15 protein-coding genes and 1 tRNA gene are annotated in these 20,738 nt (G+C 46.2%); 7 read left to right on the top strand and 9 right to left on the bottom strand.

Annotation, left to right across the window (positions count from 1 at the left end):
• Window positions 1-380 precede the first annotated feature (380 nt).
• The 6 genes from FOT42_RS15595 to FOT42_RS15570 form a co-directional block, all read right to left on the bottom strand.
• Window positions 381-2,156, bottom strand: coding sequence for an alkaline phosphatase (locus FOT42_RS15595; RefSeq protein WP_151891449.1), 1,776 nt, complete (start codon window positions 2,154-2,156; stop codon window positions 381-383).
• A gap of 1 nt (window position 2,157) precedes the next feature.
• Window positions 2,158-3,288, bottom strand: coding sequence for an alkaline phosphatase (locus tag FOT42_RS15590; protein ID WP_151891448.1), 1,131 nt, complete (start codon window positions 3,286-3,288; stop codon window positions 2,158-2,160).
• 77 nt (window positions 3,289-3,365) lie between these two features.
• Complete coding sequence (locus tag FOT42_RS15585) at window positions 3,366-5,111, bottom strand: RagB/SusD family nutrient uptake outer membrane protein (protein ID WP_151891447.1); 1,746 nt, start codon at window positions 5,109-5,111, stop codon at window positions 3,366-3,368.
• Window positions 5,112-5,130: 19 nt separating this feature from the next.
• The gene (locus FOT42_RS15580; protein WP_226789919.1) at window positions 5,131-8,352 is read right to left on the bottom strand and encodes a SusC/RagA family TonB-linked outer membrane protein; all 3,222 of its coding nucleotides are present in this window, start codon (window positions 8,350-8,352) and stop codon (window positions 5,131-5,133) included.
• Window positions 8,353-8,525: 173 nt separating this feature from the next.
• Complete coding sequence (locus tag FOT42_RS15575; protein ID WP_151891445.1) at window positions 8,526-9,482, bottom strand: FecR family protein; 957 nt, start codon at window positions 9,480-9,482, stop codon at window positions 8,526-8,528.
• A 121-nt stretch (window positions 9,483-9,603) separates the two neighbouring features.
• Window positions 9,604-10,167: an RNA polymerase sigma-70 factor gene (locus FOT42_RS15570; RefSeq protein ID WP_151891444.1), complete on the bottom strand. Its 564-nt coding sequence runs from the start codon at window positions 10,165-10,167 to the stop codon at window positions 9,604-9,606.
• A gap of 218 nt (window positions 10,168-10,385) precedes the next feature.
• Between FOT42_RS15570 and FOT42_RS15565 the strand changes: the two genes are divergently transcribed.
• The 7 genes from FOT42_RS15565 (at window position 10,386) to FOT42_RS15535 (ending at window position 17,237) form a co-directional block, all read left to right on the top strand.
• Window positions 10,386-10,472: transfer RNA gene (locus FOT42_RS15565), tRNA-Leu, on the top strand.
• Window positions 10,473-10,645: 173 nt separating this feature from the next.
• Window positions 10,646-11,752, top strand: a complete 1,107-nt coding sequence (locus FOT42_RS15560; RefSeq protein WP_151891443.1) for a UbiA prenyltransferase family protein — start codon at window positions 10,646-10,648, stop codon at window positions 11,750-11,752.
• Between the two features lie 106 nt (window positions 11,753-11,858).
• A complete protein-coding gene (locus FOT42_RS15555) occupies window positions 11,859-13,469 on the top strand; it encodes an alanine/glycine:cation symporter family protein (RefSeq protein ID WP_151891442.1) in 1,611 nt (536 codons plus the stop codon).
• Window positions 13,470-13,583: 114 nt separating this feature from the next.
• Entirely contained in the window at window positions 13,584-14,492 is a 909-nt protein-coding gene (locus tag FOT42_RS15550) for a MerR family transcriptional regulator (protein WP_151891441.1), read from the top strand.
• Complete coding sequence (locus FOT42_RS15545; RefSeq protein ID WP_151891440.1) at window positions 14,489-15,949, top strand: phytoene desaturase family protein; 1,461 nt, start codon at window positions 14,489-14,491, stop codon at window positions 15,947-15,949. The genes FOT42_RS15550 and FOT42_RS15545 overlap by 4 nt, the downstream gene beginning before the upstream one ends.
• The gene (locus FOT42_RS15540; protein WP_151891439.1) at window positions 15,946-16,788 is read left to right on the top strand and encodes a phytoene/squalene synthase family protein; all 843 of its coding nucleotides are present in this window, start codon (window positions 15,946-15,948) and stop codon (window positions 16,786-16,788) included. Before FOT42_RS15545 ends, FOT42_RS15540 begins: the two co-directional genes overlap by 4 nt.
• On the top strand, window positions 16,785-17,237 hold the full coding sequence (locus FOT42_RS15535; protein ID WP_151891438.1) for a sterol desaturase family protein: 453 nt from the start codon (window positions 16,785-16,787) through the stop codon (window positions 17,235-17,237). Before FOT42_RS15540 ends, FOT42_RS15535 begins: the two co-directional genes overlap by 4 nt.
• A gap of 1 nt (window position 17,238) precedes the next feature.
• Here the strand turns inward: FOT42_RS15535 and FOT42_RS15530 are convergent, their stop codons facing one another.
• The 3 genes from FOT42_RS15530 to FOT42_RS15520 form a co-directional block, all read right to left on the bottom strand.
• Window positions 17,239-17,805, bottom strand: coding sequence for a TlpA family protein disulfide reductase (locus FOT42_RS15530; RefSeq protein WP_151891437.1), 567 nt, complete (start codon window positions 17,803-17,805; stop codon window positions 17,239-17,241).
• A 6-nt stretch (window positions 17,806-17,811) separates the two neighbouring features.
• Window positions 17,812-18,372 carry a TlpA family protein disulfide reductase gene (locus FOT42_RS15525; RefSeq protein ID WP_151891436.1) on the bottom strand — a complete coding sequence of 187 codons (561 nt, stop codon included), beginning with the start codon at window positions 18,370-18,372 and terminating at the stop codon, window positions 17,812-17,814.
• Window positions 18,373-18,447: 75 nt separating this feature from the next.
• Complete coding sequence (locus tag FOT42_RS15520; RefSeq protein WP_151891435.1) at window positions 18,448-20,718, bottom strand: aconitate hydratase; 2,271 nt, start codon at window positions 20,716-20,718, stop codon at window positions 18,448-18,450.
• Between the last annotated feature and the right edge of the window lie 20 nt (window positions 20,719-20,738).

Here is a 20,738-nt window from a genome sequence, read left to right as displayed (position 1 = left end):
TGTTGCTTTTGTCCTTCGTCAATTCACAAAAAGACAAAAACGTACAGGTGGAACATATGCTCCACTTGTATTCTTTTCTGATCTGTTCCATTTGCTACACGCTACTGATTTTCACCATTCAGACCAAGCCAAAATTTGACCGATCTTTTACTTTCCCGATAAATGGCAAAAGGCATGCCCAAGGATGTGCCACAATTCTGAATAAGCAATAATTATCTAATAATCAGATTTTTATAAATATATTCAAGAAAAATGGATAGCGTAACATCGGGGAGTTTTTACCCGGTCGGGGCATTATTCCCAGACTAGGTTTCTTTTATAAAAAAATGCCCGCACTGCACTGGGCTGCTTGGGCATCAAAATCATCAGTATTAAGTGATCTACCGAATTCCCAATGCCTTGAGGATTTTGTGGAAGACCTCCGTGTTTTCATAGACCCCATTGAACTTATCAGCTTGGGGACCGTAGGCAAAAAGGGGCACCATGATCCCGGTGTGGTCCACCGTCAAAAAATCGCCCTGCACCACACCTTCTTCCATACTTCCCCCCACAATACCAAAACCTGAGGTTTCATGATCGGCCGTTATGACCACGAGGGTATTTTTATGTGTATCCGCAAAGCGAAGAGCCTCCGCAATGGCTTGGTCAAAATCCAACATTTCCTGTACAATGTCACGGGTACTGTTGGAATGGCCACCATTGTCTATCTGGGCACCTTCCACCATCAAGAAAAAAGGTTCTTTTGCCCCGTCCAATACTTTCAGGGCTTTTTTCACACTCTGGGGAAGGGCATTTCCCCTACCGTCCTCCATGGATGGTGCTTTGTTCTCTCCCAAATAGACTGCTGTTTTCCTGTCCATATTGACAAAAGTTTCAAGAGTTGCAGTCGAAAACACTTCCTTGATGTTGGTTTCCTCATTTTTGCCCCCTGCCATGAAAAAGTCCAATTCACTTTGCTTCAAATCGGCAACAAGACCCGGGGTGTCATCCCTTTCAACGCGGTGCGCATAAAAAGAGGAAGGAGTTGCCCCATATATGGCATCCGTGGTAACAATCGCCGTGTTGTAACCTTTCCCGGCCACCACATCCACGAGATTGGTCAGTGGCTTCGCATCGGGGCCTACCCCAATGGCCCTGTTATTGGTTTTTTGTCCTGTGGCCATGGCCGTAGCTCCGGCAGCGGAATCCGTGATCAGGTCATCGTGGGAGGCGGTCCTCACGAGCCCGATGTTCTTTATTCCCGTCATGGTGAGGTCCCCCCTATTGGCGATCATGGCCGAAGTGATCTGTGCCAATCCGTTACCATCGCCTATCATCAAGATGATGTTTTGGGGTTTGGAATCCTCATCATATCCAAATTCTGGCTGATATATCTCCTGTGGTTGTTCCAGCTTGAAGGTGTTTTTTTCGAGTTGATCCAAATAGGGTTTGGCCAATCCCGGCTTGTCCGTATTAATGAAGTCCACCCCTAAGTTTGCCAAACGCGCCCATGCCGTCTTGGTGTCGGGCGTGGCCCAAAAGCGAAAAGGTTTTCCGGCAGCTTTTGCCTTTTGGATGGCTGCCTGTACCGCTTCATGTTCCGAAGCAATCATCCTTCCATATCCGTTCCAAACCGAAAAATTTTTGAAACCCACACTGACCAAGGCCACTTTATCCAAATCAATCTTGTCCAACTCGTCCAAGTTTTGGTGATCGAACCAGATAAAATCCGGATAGTTTTTGTATTCATTAGCTTGTGGCCGATTCCCTGAGATCACAAATTTCACTTTGCCCCCTTTCAACAAAAGTGGATAGTTTTCCAAGACCTCAACAAGTTTGTCCAAGGTGCCGTATGCCTCCGATTTCAAATCGATGAGCAATTGCACTTCCCTCAATTCATCTGATTTTTCCAAACTGCTGAGTTTGTCCAGGTACAGTTTTTCAAAGGTTTTTCCCTCTTCTATCTCATTCTGGGCATGGGTCACATAGAGGGTGTCGTTTTGAAGGAACAGGTCGGCCTCAATGGATTCGGCGCCATTGCTGTAGGCATACCAAAAGGGCAGTTCCTGTGCATAATCGTTGTGCGAGTGGACCTTGTATTTGGTCTGGGCATTTACTGCCACCCCAGCGCACAAAAGCCAGATGACGAGTATTGCGGTTTGTACTGTTCCTTTCATTTTACGGCTTTTTTTGAGCTATCGCTTGACGAATCTTATGGTAAATTTCGTTGTTTTCATAGATGCCCTGAAAATTTTCGGCACCTTGACCCGCAGCAAAAACAGGGATCAGTTCGCCACTGTGCTGATCGGTATTGAAATTGACCGATACTTTTTCGGGAACTTCCCGCTTACTTCCAGTGCTTTCGTCCACCTCGTAGAACTTGCCAATGCTGACCCCTCCCGTTTCATGATCGGCGGTGACCACCAACAGCGTATTGGGATGTGCTTCGATATAATCCAACACGGTGCCCAAGGTCTTATCAAAGTCCAGCACTTCGGAAACCATCATTTCGGCATCCTCAGCATGTCCGCCCCAATCAATATAAGAACCTTCCACCATCAGGAAAAATGGTTTTCCGTTTTGTCCAAAATAATCGAGGGCCAAAGCAGTGGCATCGCCCAAGAACTCTCCCCTTCCCTCTGTCTTTGAGGGTACACCTTCTTCAGCAAGAATATAAGCGTTTCTTTTTCCTGCATCGGTCTTGGAAAGTGCAACGGTGTCCAAGTGATAATTTTCGTCCTCCAAGACCTTAAAAAGATCTTTGCCGTCCGCTCTTTTATTGAAGAACTTTTTTCCGCCACCTGCCAAAAAATCAACCTTGGCCGAGGTCAATTGCAAAGCGATTTCCTCGTGCATGTCCCTATCTTTTACGTGGGCATAAAAACTGGCTGGCGTGGCATGGGTGATGGTCGTCAGGCTGATAAGTCCCGTTTGGTAGCCCTGTTTTTGAAGCAGTTCCAATATGGTTTCTTGCGGGATGGTATCTACCGACACACCAATGGCCCGTTTATAGGTTTTCTCCCCAATGGCAAAGGCGGTCGCGCCTGCTGCCGAGTCGGTGATCCTATGGGTCTTGTCGGACGTCTTGTGCAATCCGATATGCTTGAACCGCGAAAAGTTGGGTGTACCGTTACCAAAATAATAAGCGGTCGAGACTTGGGGAACGCCCATACCATCACCTATCATCAAAATGATGCTCAAAGGTTCCTCGGCTTTGGGCTCGGAAATCTTTTCTTCCTTTTTACTTGTTGTACAGCCTGCAGCTCCCATCAAAAGGGCCATGGCAGTATATTTCCAAAGTGTCTTCATATTTCTTTGTTGTTTAAAAAAATATGCGGCAAGCGGAAAACTCCTCCTGCCGCATTTACTATACTATTATTGAAGAATCAATATCCTTCGTTCTGTTCCAAATAGCCCGGTACATTGGATGCCCCGTCAATGGCATTCTGTGGAATGGGGAACAGCCTGTGGTGCACATCCGCATCTGTTTTTTCCGTCCAAGTGTCCTCGTAGTGCCCAAAACGGATCTGGTCGGTGCGCCTAAAACCTTCCCAATAGAGTTCAAATCCGCGTTCGCGATAAAGAATCTCCAAATCAATGGCCCCCAACGCTTCCGGAGTTTGATCGGGACGGGCGGTCCTTGATGCCCTTAAAAAGTTCACGTCGGCCAAGGCCCCTGCATTGTCCCCTTTTCTCAACTTGGCCTCAGCACGCATCAAATAGATCTCCGCCAAACGCATCAGTACAAGGTCCACGCTGCTGTAGTTGTTCCCATTGGGAGAGGTGCGGCTGAACTGGTACTTGGAAACCCTGTAGCCGTTTCGGTGCAATCTTCCTTCGTTGGTGAAGTCCACTTGCAGGGTATGGTTCACATAATCCACGTTCTTATCGGGTCCATTTCCTTTGGTCTGTATCACGGGATAGATACGGAAGCCTCCATCACAGGTCAAAAAGTTTCCGCTTTCGTCCTTTCTAGGTCCCCAAATGACTCCCCTAATGATTCCCCTATTGATTTCAAAGTCCTCGGCGGACATGCAATAGTAATGGTCCTCATCATTTTCAGGGGTCACTCCTGTCAAGTCTTGCAATTCTTCTGGGATCATCTGGTTCTCCATAAAAAAGCGGGCATCGGCCTCTGCCGGGTCTTCACCTCCGTAGGCATCGACCCATGTCTGATAAAAATCAGAGGTGATGGACGGACCATCGGTACCATCCGCACTTGGGTGCTCTGGCCGTGGAAACCAAGAACCTGCCAAGGACCAATAGGCCCATCGGCTATGCTCATTGTTCATGACCCCGCGCTGGTCTGCTCCAAAAATCAATTCGGGATTGGAGTTATTGTCATCATTGAAAAGGTCAAAATATTCGGGGGATAGGGAAAATGCCCCTGAATTGATGATGTTGTCCGTGTACTCAATCACCCTGTCCATTTCCTCAGTTGAAAAATTTGGGGTTCCATAGGGGTCTCGGTACACCGCCTTATTGAGGTTCAATCGTGCCAAAAAGCCCCAGACCGCTGCCTGCGTGATCCTACCTGGCCCTCTGCTCGTGTTGATGACATCCACTACCGACAGGAATTCACTCTCGATATAATCAATGGCCTCCTCACCTCTTAGGATCTCGGAGAGTTCGCTGGAGACTTCTTTTTTGAACACAAGGCCCCAACTGTCCAGCATCAACATGTTCATATAGGCCCTCAATGCAATCATTTCATACAATGCGCCTTCTGCTTCGGCATCACCAGCTTCTGCCAAAGGTCGCAATACTTCGATGGCCGATAGGGTCCTGGAAATATTCCTAGTGACTTCGTTCCATGAACTTCCCACTAGATCGTTTCCTGGGGCAATGGTATGCGAATGGGCCTCCAAAAACTTACCTCCGTCGTACCAGTCCACTCCCCCTCGATAGGGCAGAATGGCCTCATCGGCAGCAATCAGTTGCAGGCCATAGTAATTGGTGTGCCTCCACACCCAGGCTACTTGGCCATAGGCAGGTGCTATGGCACCGCTCACGGCTTCGGCCTGCCCACTTCCTTCCAGGGATTCGTCTATCACATCTTCTTCCAAATCGGTGCAGCTAAAATTTGCCAACAGTCCAATACCGAAAAGTGCTATTATGATTTTATTTTTCATTTTATGAATCTTTTTTAGATTAGAATGATACGTTTAAGCCAAATACAACGGTCCTAGTCTTGGGATAGTTGAAGTAATCAATTCCGAAGGTCTGGATGCCATCAATGGTCAGGTTGGAATTGATCTCTGGATCATAACCGCTGTAATCCGTGATCACGAAAAGGTTCTGACCGGTGACGGACAAGCGGATACCATTGACCAAACCATCCAATCCGATGTAGGCCGGATCTAAACTATAGCCCAAAGTGGCATTGTTCAGGCGTAGGAAATCCCCGTCTTCCAAATAGCGGGTTGATACGGTATTTGAATTGGTGATGTCCTCGTTGGGAAACTGGGTAGCCAGTGAAGTGGTGTTGAAATTTGAGGCCAACAGTCCCTTGGTGAACTGGCTCATGGCAGTGTGGTTGTACACCTTGTTGCCCGAAACCCCGTTGAAGTTCATCCCCAGATCAAAGCTTTTGTATTTGAAATTGAGGTAGAAGGCGTAGATCAGATCGGGCAATGCAGATCCCACTACGCTCCTTTCTTCGGAATGGATACTCAGTCCATCGTCACCGATACCCAAAAATTCGAGCATGTAAAAAGACCCTATGGGCTCCCCGTTGATGTTTCCATTGATGGTCGCGCCTGTTTGGCCCGCTCCTTGGGCCGCACCGGTGGTCAAGACCTTATATGGGGAATTGGCCACTTCATTTTTGGTATAGGCCAGGTTTCCACCTATGTTATAGGAAAAATCCCTGTCGTAGTCGCTATGGTAATCCAAAGCGAACTCGATACCATTGTTCTTGATTTCCATGCCGGGGATATTGGTCCAATATTTGGCCGTTGGCTGAATAGGGTCCGCCGGAGTCACTTCCAATAAAATGTTCTCGGACACCTTGTTGAAATAATCCAATGTACCGGACAAGCGATTGTTGAACAAGCCGAAATCCAAACCTATGTTGGTCTGCTGGGAAACCTCCCACTGAATGTCAGGATTGGCCAAACGGGTAAAAATGGTGCCATAAGGATAATCCTCGATGGAGCTTTCATCCCCATTGATCGGGTAGGAATCGTTGTTGTCCTTGCTATCGGTATAGCTGAGCTTGGTGATCTTGGATGGGATTTCCTGATTTCCCGTCTTACCCCAACTGGCCCTTAGCTTCAAATTGTTGATAGCCGAATTGGAGCTGAGGAAATCCTCGTTCATGATGTTCCAACCCAATGCCACTGAAGGGAAGTAGCCATATTTGTTGTTGCCCCCAAACTTGGAAGAACCATCTGCCCTCATGGTCGCGGTCAACAGGTATTTGTTGTCAAACCCATAGTTGATCCTCCCGAAGAAGGACTGGAGTTCGTTCTCCGTGGCGAAGGTGTTCATATAGGTTTGGTTGCTCTCCCCACTGATCTGGTCCTGGTATTTGGGATCTATCCCATTGTTGGAAAAACCTTCCAGTTCAAACTCCCTTTGGTGCACATAGGTGTCTTGATAGGTGTGTCCCGCCAAAAAGGTAAGGTGGTGCCTATCGGTGCTGTAATCGTAGGTAAGGGTGTTTTCGATAAGGCTGTTTCTATTGGTGGTAAAAGTACTGGTGAGAGTTCCCAAGAGGTAGCCTTCCAATTGGGAGAAGGGCATGAACTGTACATCCCGATTGGTGGTGGAATAATCCACACCCAAGTTTAATTTATAGGTCAGTCCCTTGATAATCTCAATGGATGGCGACAAGTTGGCCAATATCCTGTGGTTCAACGCATCGTCACTGTATATCTGTTCACGGACCAACGGATTGAGCCTATTGTCCAAGAGACTGGGCTCCCCATTTACATATAGTGGCAAAGTAGGGTTCATCTGTAGCATGTCACCCACAATGGACCTCGCATCGGCCCTTTCGTTCTCCGTCCTACTGGCGGTCATATTGAATTCTACCTTGAAGCGGTCATTGAACGCTTTTTGGGTCAGGTTCAAACGCCCTGAATAGCGCTTCAAATCATTAGATCTTAAAATACCTTGTTGGTCGTTCACTCCCAAGGAGGCATGATAGCTAAACTTATCACTGGCCCCACTCATGGAAAAGTTCACATTTTTGGAAAAGCCTGTTCGGGTCAGGGCATCCTGCCAATCTGTATTGGCACCTCCATCTTCCAGGTTGCCGCCGGCAGCCACTACTCCTCTTCGAAACTCATCGGCAGTGAATACGTCCACCTTGTTCGCCAAAGTGGAAAAGCCCGTGGAAACGCTCAGGTCCATCTGCGTCCTTCCCACCTTACCTTTTTTTGTGGTGATGACGATGACCCCATTTGCGGCCCTGGAACCGTAAATAGCTGCCGCAGAGGCATCCTTCAACACGTCAATGCTCTCAATGTCCTGCGGATTGATGAAGTTCAATGGGTTGGTGGGCACTCCCGTGCTGGTATTGTCCAGCGCAAAACCATCGATAACGTACAAGGGGGTTGTACCGGAACGCATACTGCCCACACCACGGATGATGACATCCTGTGCGGCACCTGGCTCTCCACTTACATTGGAGATATTGACCCCGGCTACTTTTCCTTGGAGCAATTGTCCCGGGTTCATCACGATCCCTTTGTTGAAGTCCTCACTATCCACAGAGGCAATGGAACCCGTAACGTCTGTCTTTCGCTGAGTACCGTACCCAACTACGACCACAGCTTCCAAAAGGGTGGCATCTGCTTCCAATTGGATATTGATGGAAGTCCTACCTCCTACGGCCACTTCTTGCGATTTGTACCCCAAATAGGAAATTTGGAGAACGGCATCGCTTTCCACGTCGATGGAAAAATTACCGTCAAAATCGGTAATGGTGCCATTTCCTGTTCCTTTTTCCAAAACGGAAGCTCCTGCCAAAGGCACACCATTCTCATCCGTGACCTGACCAGTCACTGTGATGAAAGCCACCTCGACCACCCTTGTAGGGGACTGTGGTTTCACATCTATGGAGATGGTGTGGTTGATCCTTCTAAAGGTAAGGTCGGCATCTTTCGCCATCAGTTCCAAAATGGAACGTAGCGATACGTTTCGATAGGCAATGTCATAAGTGTTGTGCAATCTTCCCACCTTCCTGTCATACACAAACTTGAAGCTGGTCTGTTCCTCTATCTGTTTCAAGACCTCTACCACCGTGGCATCGGTCACGGTGAGGTCCACCTTGTAGTTTTCCAATTTCTGCCCCCTGGCATCAGCGGCCAGTACTGGATTCAGCAATGCCAAGATCATGAGGTAGCAAAATGTGTGGAATGTCAACTTGATTAATTGTTTAATAGTTAGTGAATTCATAATTTCACATCATGTTTAAATGGTTATAATTAGTTGTAATCATCGGACTGACAGCCTGTATTCGCTCGCCAAAGTGTTATGGGCTGTTTTTTTGTCTGGTTGTTCTATGTCATAGGCGTGGTTTGTTGGTTTGGTTCAGTTTAGTCTGTGCATCTTCCTTTTATCAAGATTTTGTTGTTCTCCAGAAATTCGTATCGCAATCCCTTTTTGGCATATACAATACTTTCCAATACCGCTGGCAATAGTTCATTGTTAAAGTTGGCAGTGATATGACAATCACCCAAGCTCTCCTTTTCGAAGATGAAAGTGACTCCGTACCATCGCTCAAGGGATTCTGCCACTTTTGCCAGGCTGGTGTCCTCAAAATGTATGATTCCATCCTTCCAGTTCAAGAATGTGGCGATGTCCGTCATTTTTTTGGAAATGGTCTTGGTCTTCTTGTCAAAAACGCCTTGTTCATTTGGTCCCAAATGGATTTCGTTCTCGTGGGATGCCACTTTTACCTTTCCAGTGGCCACGGTCACGGCTATCTGCTGGCTATCCGGGTAGGTATTGATGTTGAACGAGGTCCCCAACACGGTGGTGAGCACTTCGCCCGATTTGATGACAAAGGGTTTGTCTGGATTTTTGGCCACATCGAAAAAAGCCTCTCCTTGCAGTTCCACCTCCCGAACATCCCCTTCAAACCTGTCCGGATAGGTTATGGTACTGCCCGAATTCAATCGGATCTGGGTACCATCGGCCAAGGTCAGGTTCAGTTTCTGTCCCCATTCGGTCGTATTTGTCATTTCCACAATGGGTTCTACTTTTTCCTCCACTTTCGTGCCCTTATGTACAAAATAGGCCAGACCGGTCATCAAGGTGATCGATGCCGCAATCTTGGTCCATTTGGGAAAGGAAATTCTTTTATTGGGCCTGGATATATTTTGGGACAGTTGCCTTTCAATCTGTTTTCTGTGCCTTTCATCCTTAAAAACTTCTTTATGGTTTTTGGACAAGAGTCTGCCATCAAACTGTTCAAGAAGGGATTCCTCCTTTTTGGTGATCGTCCCATTCAGGTACTTTTCCATCAATCCCTTGATCTTTTTTTCTGTCATTGTGCGTCCATTTCATATACAAGTACCATAGACACACCATCACGCACACACGATCAATGGGTTTTAATGTTTACTTAAACTTCCAAGGGTGTTGTTAACCTTTAGGAAAAAAGAGGGGTATTTAAAAAAACAATGCCTTAACAGTGGAGAGCTCCTTTCGAAGTTTTCGGAGGGCAAATGATATTTGGTTTTCCACCGAGCGTTGGGATATGTTCAATTTTTCGGCAATCTCTTTGTTGTTGATGTGGTTCACACGGCTCAGGATGAAAACTTCCTGACATCTTTTGGGCAAGCCGGAAATGGTTTCATCGATACGTTTGGACAAATCTGCCAAGTCGGCTTCCATTTCCACTTCGGAATCGATGTAGACGGTGTGGGCCACCTCTATCTGGATCTTGTTGAACTTCATGTCCCTAAGTGCATTGTAACACTTGTAGCGGATGGCCTTGAAGAGATATGATTTGATATTCTGGACTTCAATGGTTTCCCTCCGCTGCCAATAATCGATCCAAACTTCCTGTACCAGATCTTTGGCAGTGGAATCGTTCATGACCAACGATGATGCATAAATGTACATGGGCTCCCAAAGCATCCCAAATAGAGAGTTGAATGCGTTCCTATCGGATTGGTTGATCATTTTGGCTAGCTTTTCCGGAGTGGCCTTATCGTTGGATACAAATTTCATAAAAATAGAAGAGGTCAGAGATTATGATATTGTAAACTTTACTCGGATTTTGGGTAACCCAATCAATATAGTAAATTTAAGTTCCATATCAAACTTCCCTCCCAATACGCTTTGCATGCCGCCCTATTTTCTATTATTGTACAAATAGCCAGAAAAAGGGGGGCTACATTGTACCCATTTGTCCAAAACAACTATATTTGCAATCCAAAATTTCAACCGCCCACGTGGTGAAATTGGTAGACACGCCATCTTGAGGGGGTGGTGTTCGTAAGGACGTGCTGGTTCGAATCCAGTCGTGGGCACCAAGATCCCTTCCAACATTTGATTGGAGGGGATTTTTTTTGGCCCACTCCCATTAGCCATATAGTTTCAAGGCGACCATTGTTCACCTCCATTTTTTAACTCTTCTTATTTTTAATATATTTCAGCATAACAGAACCAGTCTAATTTGATAGCCATCCATCCAAAATACCAAGATATGGAAACAGTTTCTTCAAGTGAGATTTCCATGTTCTATGGTTGGTGGCAACTTTCGGTGTGCCTTTTTGCATTTCTTTCATTGATGGCCATTTGGTACCATATAGGTAAAAGACAAAAAGACTATGGGCCTGTTTGGCTGGCACTTTCCGTGCTCTGTTGGGCATTTTCGGGCCTTGTGGAAATCCTATACCTCAACGATGATGGTTCACATCTTCACTTCAAGGATGGGCTAAGGAGTATTTTTTCATTGACCAATAGCCTGTTCATCCTGTTGGCCCTTTCATGGTTCAAATATTTGCCCAAACCGTTTGCCCCTTTGATCAAGTCTAAGTTTTGGCCATATATCATCGGAATTCCCTTTGCATTTGCCCTCTTTCCCACTTTGTTCAAAATGTTCCTCGCCCGTGAAGCATCCGTAATCAACGAACTGGATGTCGTCTATGCTTTTTTGACCTTAATTTTCCTGGGATTTGTGCTGTGGGAATCTTTTACAAAAAGGCGACTTCCCCTGTTGGGTTGGCTCGCATTGATCACCATTATGATCACGCTTTTGGCCCAGATATACAAACTGATGGATGATACCGTCAACCTATTGCTCTTCTCGGCCATTTTTAAGACATCATTGATCATGCTTTTCTTTGCCCTGGCCTTGAGCTGGGTAAAAGAACTCACCGAAACCGTGATTCCCGAGCCCCAACAGCTGCAAATTTTGTTCGCAAAAACAGATAAGAGGCAAAATAGCAGCAGTACGACCAACGTTACCTTGATTGGTTTCCCAGGCAACAAGGACAGGACCGTTCCACTGACTCCAGCCCTTTACAAATTGTTCAGGACTTTTGCTGAGCGGAAACGAAATTCTACAAATGGTTGGTTGGAAATAAAACCCAAAAATTTTGAGACTTCCAAAAACTATGACATCAATGACCACAACGAACTCAAAAGGTTGATGACAGCTTTGCTGGATGGGCTTTTTGGCAAACAGAACTGGACCAAGGACAAGCACTACGACCCCTTAAAAAATAGCCTGTTCGAAATGTCGGAAAATAGGGAACGAAAAATTCGGTTGCTCGTCCCAAAAGAGAATATTCGCATTGAAAATGAATGACTTAAACCCAATTTGTCAGTTTTTGACTTACTGACATTTTGAAATCTGTTCCGACAAAGCCCGAGAAATTTAACTATAGCATCGAAATTCAGGAAAACTTTCGATCATGGGCAAATCGCTTCTGTACACTACATTATCCTTTCCAACATTCATCAACCTAGCATCCAGCCCCGATAAAGGATTGGATGAAAAAATCAACGAAACCTTTATGCCCTTTGCTGTATGGTGGGAAAACCTGGTTCTTGCCGAAATCCCATTTTTTGGGCATGGCATCCCTATCGTCCTGATCATTCTGATATTGGGGGCCCTGTTCTTCACCTTGTATTTTGGTTTTGTCAACATCCGCCATTTTCCAACGGCCATACAGGTGGTGCGGGGAAAATACGATGAACTGGAAAAAAGCGCTCCAAAACTTAAGCCCCATGTGTATGAAATCGATGGGGATTTGGTGGACACCATCAAAGATGAGGGCCTTACGGGAGAGGTCAACCATTTTCAAGCTCTGGCAACGGCCGTATCCGGTACTGTGGGCCTGGGCAACATAGCCATGGTGGCCGTTGCCATTTCCATAGGCGGTCCTGGGGCCACATTTTGGATGATATTGGCCGGGCTGCTCGGTATGTCTTCCAAGTTTGTGGAATGCACTTTGGGGGTAAAACATCGGGACATAGACAAAAATGGAAATGTATTTGGCGGTCCTATGTATTATCTATCAAGAGGATTGAAGCAACGAGGGTTTTCGCGCTTGGGCAAATTCTTGGCGACCCTTTTTGCCATACTATGTGTAGGTGCCTCCTTTGGTGGCGGCAATGCCTTTCAGAGCAATCAGGCGGCAGCACAGATCATTGAACGCTTTGGCCTGACCGGGGAAGCTACGGGGAGCATAATAGGCCTTGTTTTTGCAATACTGGCAGGAATCGTAATCATAGGTGGTATCAAGCGGATAGCAAAGGTCACCGAAAAAGTGGTCCCGTTCATGGCCATTCTGTATGTAGGTGCGGCCCTTTTCATCATTTTTTCTAAAATTGAGTGGGTCGATGATGCCCTTGCGCTGATCGTTTCGGAGGCATTTACTCCAACGGCCACCATTTCAGGGGGATTTGTGGGGGTCATGATCCAAGGGTTCAGAAGAGCCGCCTTCTCCAACGAGGCCGGTGCCGGTTCGGCGGCCATTGCCCATTCAGCGGTGAACACCTCTTTTCCTGCTTCTGAAGGATTGGTAGGATTGTTGGAGCCATTCATTGATACCGTTTTGGTCTGCACCATGACCGCAATAGTCATCATCCTCTTTAATATGGACGGTGCCTTTGTCTATGGAAATGTTGTGGATGGTCAGGCCCTGATGGGTGATGGGAGCCGGTTGGGAGGGGTGAACATAACTTCCCTCGCTTTTGAAAATTCCATAAACGGTTCCTCATGGATCCTGATGGTCGCCGTGTGTCTGTTCGCCTTCAGTACTATCCTGTCCTGGTCCTACTACGGATTGCAGGCATGGAAATATCTCTTTGGAAGGGGTAAGGTCATCGACCTTACTTATAAAATTATCTTTTTACTGTTCACTGTACTTGGTTCGGCCATAACCTTGGATGCCGTTATAAAATTTTCGGACGCTATGATCTTGGCATTGGTATTTCCCAACATGATAGGTCTGCTCATTCTTTTCCCTTCTGTAAACAAAGAATTCAAAATCTATTTGTCCCTTATTGGCAAGAGGTAATCCTCTTCACACTATAAAAATGCACTGTTCAGCATAGACAATCCAAAATTTATGATAAAATAATAGGTTGACATTGTTTTAATTGTAAATTTGTTTAACGTTTACTTTAAAAGTATGAACAGCGTAAAAAACTCTTTCAGTATTCGGGATATGGAGAACCTTTCCGGCATAAAGGCCCATACCATCCGTATCTGGGAAAAAAGGTACAATCTTTTTGACCCGGAAAGGACTGATACCAATATCAGGACCTATAGCCTTGCCAGTTTGCAAAAACTGTTGAACGTTACCCTACTTTACAACAACGGCTATAAAATATCCAAGATCGCCAAACTGGAAGATTCCAAAATTCCTGCCCTGGTCAAGGAAATTGTGGCCAAGAACAGTGAGAAGAGCCATGCGCTCAATTCCCTCAAACTGGCCATGCTCAACTTTGACCAGTCCCTTTTCCTGAAGACTTACAACAATTTGATGGAAGGCAGGACCTTTACCGATATCTTCAATAAGGTATTCATTCCCCTTCTGAACGAGTTGGGGCTTCTGTGGCAGACGAATACCATCAGTCCGGCACATGAGCACTTCATTTCCAACCTGATAAAGCAGAAAATCTATATCCACACCGAGCAGCTCCAAATTGAGGAGCCCACAAGAAAGGACAAGGTGTATGTGTTATTCCTCCCCGAAAATGAAATCCATGAAATAGGATTGTTGTACATCAACTATCAGATTGCATTACGGGGCTACAAAACGATTTATCTGGGCCAGACCATGCCCATTGAAAATTTGGTGGACCTGCTCAAGTATTACAACAACATCCGTTTTATATCCTACTTCACCGTAGCTCCGACCCAGCAAGACCTGAACGATTACTTGAAAAGGTTCAACGAAGTCCTGGAAATGTCCCCAGACTCCAAACTTTATGCGTTGGGGCACCAGATACAACATATCAACAAAGAGGGGCTTCCCGATACCGTAAAATTGTTCAACTCCATTGAACACCTTGTAGAATTCCTGGAACCTGTATGAGAAAAGCAATTGTCATAGGTTCCGGTTTTTCTTCACTGTCCGCTTCCTGTTATTTGGCCAAGGCCGGATTTGAGGTGGAAATCTTTGAAAAAAACGACACCGTAGGGGGAAGGGCCAGACAGTTGGTGAAGGACGGCTTTACTTTTGACATAGGTCCCAGTTGGTATTGGATGCCCGATATTTTTGACAAGTTCTTCGCCGATTTCGGAAAGACCACTGCCGATTACTACCAATTGGACAAATTGAACCCAGCCTACAAGATATTTTTTGAGGACGATATCCTTACCATTGGGGACTGCATGGAAACCATTTGTGAGGAATTTGAACGCATTGAGCCCGGAAGCAGTGGCCCTCTACGGCAATTTATCGGTCAGGCCCAAGAGAATTATAACATTGCCATCAACAAGGTGGTGCTGAGGCCCGGCCTCTCGCCACTGGAACTGGTCACCAAGGAAACAGTGCTCCGGGTGGACCAGTTTTTCAAGACCATCAGCCAAGAGGTCAGAAAAAGGTTCAAAAACCAAAAGCTCGTTTCCACGTTGGAGTTTCCCGTCCTTTTTTTGGGTGCTAAACCGAGCAATACCCCTTCTTTTTATAATTTTATGAACTTTGCCGATTTCGGTCTGGGCACATGGCATCCCAAAGGGGGCATGTACGAAATCATCAAGGCCATGAAAAGCTTGGCGGAGGAACTGGGGGTCAAAATCCATACCAGCAGTCCGGTCAGCCACATTTTGGTGGCCGATGGGGAAGTCATCGGTATCCGTAGCCTAGGAAAAAACCATCTGGCAGATGATGTGGTCAGTGGTGCGGACTACCATCATTCCGAAACCTTGCTGGACAAAAAATACAGGCAATACTCCGAGGAATATTGGGCAAAAAAGACCTACGCCCCTTCCTCCCTGTTGTTCTATATCGGTTTCAACCAAAAGTTGAAAAACATAGAGCACCACAACCTTTTCTTTGACACCGATTTTGAAAGGCATGCACAGGAAATCTACGATGATCCCCAATGGCCCAGTAATCCCTTGTTCTATGCCAATTTCCCCTCGGTGACCGATGCATCCATGGCACCCGAAGGTTGTGAAACCGGATTTTTCTTGGTTCCGATCGCTCCCGGGTTGGAGGACACACCCGAGTTGAGGGAGCAATATTTTGACATTGTGATGGATCGTTTTCAACAATTGACCCACCAACAGATAAAAAATACCATTATATTTAAGCAGAGTTTCTGTGTAAATGATTTTGTGGAGCAGTACAATTCCTATAAAGGAAACGCATATGGCTTGGCAAATACATTGAAGCAGACCGCTTTTTTAAGACCTAACCTCAAAAGTAGTAAGGTAAAGAACCTGTTCTTTACCGGTCAGCTCACCGTGCCGGGACCAGGGGTACCGCCATCCTTGATCTCTGGAAAATTGGTGGCCGATCTAATCACTAAAGATGTAAAAAAATGAAAACTATTTTTGATGATGTCTCGTACCACTGTAGCAAAATTGTGACGAAATCCTACAGCACCTCTTTTGCACTGGCCACCAAAATGCTGGCGCCCTCCATCCGTTCGGATATCTACAACATTTATGGATTTGTAAGGTTTGCGGACGAAATTGTGGATACCTTCCACGACTACGACAAGGAGAAGCTATTCAATGCCTTTGAAAAGGATATGGAAGAAGCTATCCAGAACAAGATCAGCCTCAACCCGATCCTGAACTCCTTTCAACATACCTATCACAAATACGATATTCCCCATCACTTGATAGAGTCCTTCATGGAGAGCATGCGCATGGACCTCACAAAAAAAACATATGAGACTTTTGACGAATATCGAAAGTATATCTATGGTTCCGCAGATGTGGTAGGTCTGATGTGTCTTTGCGTCTTTGTGAACGGGGACAAGGAAAAATATGAAGAACTCAAGGAATCTGCGATGGCCCTGGGGTCCGCTTTCCAAAAAGTGAACTTTCTGCGGGACCTGAAAGCCGACTATGAAGACCTGAACCGCACCTATTTCCCCAACACCAACTTATTGGAATTGGATGAGCAATCCAAAAAACGCATCGTGAACGAGATCAAGGCAGATTTTGCCCTCGGCTATTCCGGTATTACCAAATTGCCTGAACAGGCCAAATTTGGCGTTTATACAGCCTATCGATACTACAAAAAACTGCTCCAAAAACTACAGGGCACTCCCCCACTGGAAATCAAGAACTCACGCATCCGAGTGCCCAACTATCAAAAATTTGGCCTATTGGCGCATTCATACCTCAATTATAAACTGCAAATGATACAATGAAGATAGCGCTCTGGATACTCATTTTTTTGGCAACCTTCAGTTTTATGGAGTTCATGGCGTGGTTCACCCACAAATATGTGATGCACGGTTTTTTGTGGAGCCTTCATAAAGACCATCACAAAAAGGACCACGATTCCTGGTTTGAACGAAACGATGCCTTTTTTCTCTTCTATGCCGCGGTGAGCATCACTTTGTTTTACTTGGGCAGCTCCACTTCGTTCTGGTATGGCTGGCCATTGGGATTTGGCATCTTGGCCTATGGTATTGCCTATTTTATGGTGCACGATATCTTTATCCACCAACGGTTCAAATTCCTCAGGAATGCCAACAATTGGTATGCAAGAGGGGTAAGAAGGGCACACAAAATGCACCACAAACACTTGGGCAAGGAAGATGGGGAATGCTTTGGGATGCTGGTGGTCCCCTTCAAATACTTTAAAAAGCAATAGCTTATTCGGCGATCAGCTCGTCCAACAGCCTACGGATCCGTTCGGAATTCCAGTTGGCCGCACCCTCTTCATCCACCACGATTTTGCCCGATTTGCTGATGATGTAAGTAACTGGAATGGTACTTCCCATCAATTCTTGTGGCGCTTCGGATGCCTGAAAATACACGGGAAGTGCATATCCTTTTTTCTCCAGAAATGTTTCCACCTTGGTCTTTTCATCATTGGCCACAAAGGCAAAGATCACCTTGTCTTTATAATCAGCATATAACTCCACAAAACTGGGGAGCTCTGCAACACAGGGCGGACACCAGGTCGCCCAAACATTCACTACAGCCACTTTTCCTTTTACAGACTGAAAATCGGTTCGCTTGCCTTCAAGATCCACCAAGTTCCAATGGTAATCTTCGAGCGTGATCTGCTCATCATCTTCTACGACATCCGCACTCATAGTCGCTGCAATCACCTTATTGGCCCACACCCGAAGATGGAACCCCAAAGGGGTAAACAGGATGAGTACTAGGACCAATATCCATATCACATTGTTGATCTGTTCCTTGGAAAGTTTCATGTCTGGTTATTCCGCAATCAATCCATCCAATAACTTGTATACCTTTTTGGTACTCCAATCCGAGATTCCTTTCTCGTAAATCACAATGTTCCCCGACTTGTCAATCAAATAAGAAGAAGGCACTTGGCTGGGATCTATGGGCATCTTGTCCCCAATGATCAAGTAGGTCACGGGAAAGGTGAACCCGTGCTTTTCCATAAATTCTTCCACGGGAGGCCTGTTCTCGTTGGTAATGATGTAGAAATCCATCTTGCCTTTATACTTGTCATAGAGTTCCTGTACACTGGCAAGTTCGGCTTCCGAAGGGAGTTTCCAAGAGGCCCAGAGATTGATGAAGACCACATTCCCCTTCGACCTTTCAAAATTGAAAAAATTCCAATCGGCATCCTTCAACCTCCAATCGTAATCGGTGATCTGTTTTCTTTCGGCTTGTTCGATCACTGGTGGGGAAAAGGAAAACATCCGGTTGAGCAAAATTTTGCCATAATGTCCCATTGGGGTAACAAAAAAAGAGAGCACAACAAGAATCAATATAATGTTGAGGACGGTCTTTTTACTGATCTTCATTTAGTTAGGATATAAAATTAAAACTCCTGATACTTTGGCAATATCAGGAGTTTTCTTGAATTATCTCAAAAAGAATTAAGCATTCTCTTTTTTGATCAAATTAAGTGCTGAACCTTCATTGAACCACTTGATCTGTGCATTATTATAGGAATGGTTCGCAATGATGGTGTCCTTGCTGCCATCGGCATGGACCACTTCAATGGTCAATGGTTTGTCAGGAGCGAATTGGTCAATGTCCAAGAAATTGAAGGTATCGTCTTCTTGTATCAGATCATAATCACTTTCCTTGGCAAAGGTCAAGGCCAACATTCCCTGCTTTTTCAGGTTGGTCTCGTGGATCCTGGCAAAGGATTTCACCAAAACGGCTGCAACGCCCAAATGTCTTGGTTGCATGGCGGCATGCTCCCTCGATGATCCCTCCCCATAGTTGTGGTCTCCCACGACCAGGGTCTTGATCCCTGCCTTTTTGTAGGCACGCTGGGTATCGGGAACGCCTCCATATTCACCTGTCAATTGGTTCTTGACAAAATTGGTCTTTTTGTTGAATGCGTTCACCGCACCGATAAGCGTATTGTTGGCAATGTTGTCCAAATGCCCCCTGAAGCGTAACCATGGTCCTGCCATGGAAATGTGGTCGGTGGTACATTTGCCAAAGGCCTTGATCAACAGTTTCATTCCCTTGAGACTTGCGGGGGTGATGGGCTCAAAAGGATCCAAAAGCTGCAAACGCTCAGAATCTGGGGCAACTTTCACCTCAACGCTGCTACCATCTTCCTTAGGGGCGATGTAGCCTGCATCTTCAACAGCAAAGCCCTCTGGAGGAAGTTCATATCCTCTTGGTTCGTCCAACATCACCTCTTCCCCGTCCTCGTTGATCAACTTGTCGGTCACTGGATTGAAATCCAACCTACCGGCAATGGCAATGGCCGTGACCAGTTCGGGTGAGCCTACAAAGGCCAAGGTATTGGGGTTTCCATCGGCTCTTTTCGCAAAGTTCCTGTTGAAAGAGTGAACGATGGTATTTCGGGGTCCATCGGCGGCTTTATCGCCATAACGGTCCCACATCCCTATACAAGGTCCACAGGCATTGGCAAATACGGTGGCACCAATATTATTGAATGTATCGATAAATCCATCACGCTCAATGGTGAAACGGACCTGTTCGGAACCAGGGGTGATGGTGAACTGGGACTTGGTCTTCAAATTCTTGTCGGCCACTTGTTTGGCCAAAGAGGCCGCTCTTGAAATATCTTCGTAGGATGAGTTGGTACAAGACCCGATCAATCCTACCTCAACGTTCAATGGCCAATCATTTTTCTTGGCTGCTTCGCCCATTTTGGAAATAGGAGTGGCCAAATCCGGGGTAAAAGGTCCGTTCAAATGGGGTTCCAAAGTGTCCAGGTCAATCTCGATCACTTGGTCAAAATAGTTTTCCGGATTGGCATACACCTCAGGGTCTGCGGTCAAATGCTGTTTTACCGCCAAGGCGGCATCGGCAACATCGGCACGGTTTGTGGCCCTTAGGTAACGGTCCATGGATTCATCATAGCCGAAGGTGGAAGTAGTGGCACCCACCTCGGCACCCATGTTACAAATGGTACCTTTTCCGGTACAGGACATGGAAGTTGCCCCTTCGCCAAAATATTCGATGATGGCCCCAGTTCCTCCTTTTACGGTAAGGATATCGGCCACTTTCAAGATCACATCTTTGGGTGCGGTCCAGCCGGAAAGTTTACCGGTCAACTTCACACCGATGAGTTTGGGGAATTTCAATTCCCATGCCATGCCTGACATTACATCCACGGCATCTGCCCCACCTACTCCGATGGCCACCATTCCAAGACCACCAGCGTTCACGGTATGGGAATCGGTCCCGATCATCATCCCTCCTGGGAATGCGTAGTTTTCCAAAACCACTTGGTGAATGATCCCCGCACCGGGTTTCCAGAACCCGATCCCATATTTGTTCGACACAGACTCCAAGAAATCAAAAACCTCGTTACTGGTCTGGTTGGCCCTTTTCAAATCGGCCTCGGCACCTACTTTTGCCTGGATCAAGTGATCGCAGTGTACGGTGGTCGGTACGGCAACTTTAGGCTTCCCAGCATGCATGAACTGTAGCAATGCCATTTGAGCGGTCGCATCCTGACAGGCTACCCTGTCCGGCGCAAAATCAACATAATCCTTCCCTCTGATAAATTCTTTGGTGGGTGTCCCGTCCCATAAATGTGAGTATAATATTTTCTCCGATAAAGTCAACGGTTTACCAACCAATTCACGGGCCTTTTCCACGCGTTCCCCCATGGAAGCGTAGACACCCTTAATCATATCAATATCAAATGCCATTCTACAATCGATTTTTAAGA

The sequence above is a fragment of the Flagellimonas hadalis genome (genome assembly GCF_007785775.2).
Taxonomy (GTDB): Bacteria; Bacteroidota; Bacteroidia; order Flavobacteriales; family Flavobacteriaceae; genus Flagellimonas; species Flagellimonas hadalis.
Note: the sequence above shows the minus strand (reverse complement) of the source record. Positions and strands in the feature narration are given on the sequence as shown.

What these genes read in the sequence shown, in the direction of transcription:
- FOT42_RS15595 (WP_151891449.1), bottom strand. Translation starts at nt 2,156, where the DNA reads ATGAAAGGAACAGTACAAACCGCAATACTCGTCATCTGGCTTTTGTGC.
- FOT42_RS15590 (WP_151891448.1), bottom strand. Translation starts at nt 3,288, where the DNA reads ATGAAGACACTTTGGAAATATACTGCCATGGCCCTTTTGATGGGAGCT.
- FOT42_RS15585 (WP_151891447.1), bottom strand. Translation starts at nt 5,111, where the DNA reads ATGAAAAATAAAATCATAATAGCACTTTTCGGTATTGGACTGTTGGCA.
- FOT42_RS15575 (WP_151891445.1), bottom strand. Translation starts at nt 9,482, where the DNA reads ATGACAGAAAAAAAGATCAAGGGATTGATGGAAAAGTACCTGAATGGG.
- FOT42_RS15570 (WP_151891444.1), bottom strand. Translation starts at nt 10,167, where the DNA reads ATGAAATTTGTATCCAACGATAAGGCCACTCCGGAAAAGCTAGCCAAA.
- FOT42_RS15560 (WP_151891443.1), top strand. Translation starts at nt 10,646, where the DNA reads ATGGAAACAGTTTCTTCAAGTGAGATTTCCATGTTCTATGGTTGGTGG.
- FOT42_RS15555 (WP_151891442.1), top strand. Translation starts at nt 11,859, where the DNA reads ATGGGCAAATCGCTTCTGTACACTACATTATCCTTTCCAACATTCATC.
- FOT42_RS15550 (WP_151891441.1), top strand. Translation starts at nt 13,584, where the DNA reads ATGAACAGCGTAAAAAACTCTTTCAGTATTCGGGATATGGAGAACCTT.
- FOT42_RS15545 (WP_151891440.1), top strand. Translation starts at nt 14,489, where the DNA reads ATGAGAAAAGCAATTGTCATAGGTTCCGGTTTTTCTTCACTGTCCGCT.
- FOT42_RS15540 (WP_151891439.1), top strand. Translation starts at nt 15,946, where the DNA reads ATGAAAACTATTTTTGATGATGTCTCGTACCACTGTAGCAAAATTGTG.
- FOT42_RS15535 (WP_151891438.1), top strand. Translation starts at nt 16,785, where the DNA reads ATGAAGATAGCGCTCTGGATACTCATTTTTTTGGCAACCTTCAGTTTT.
- FOT42_RS15530 (WP_151891437.1), bottom strand. Translation starts at nt 17,805, where the DNA reads ATGAAACTTTCCAAGGAACAGATCAACAATGTGATATGGATATTGGTC.
- FOT42_RS15525 (WP_151891436.1), bottom strand. Translation starts at nt 18,372, where the DNA reads ATGAAGATCAGTAAAAAGACCGTCCTCAACATTATATTGATTCTTGTT.
- FOT42_RS15520 (WP_151891435.1), bottom strand. Translation starts at nt 20,718, where the DNA reads ATGGCATTTGATATTGATATGATTAAGGGTGTCTACGCTTCCATGGGG.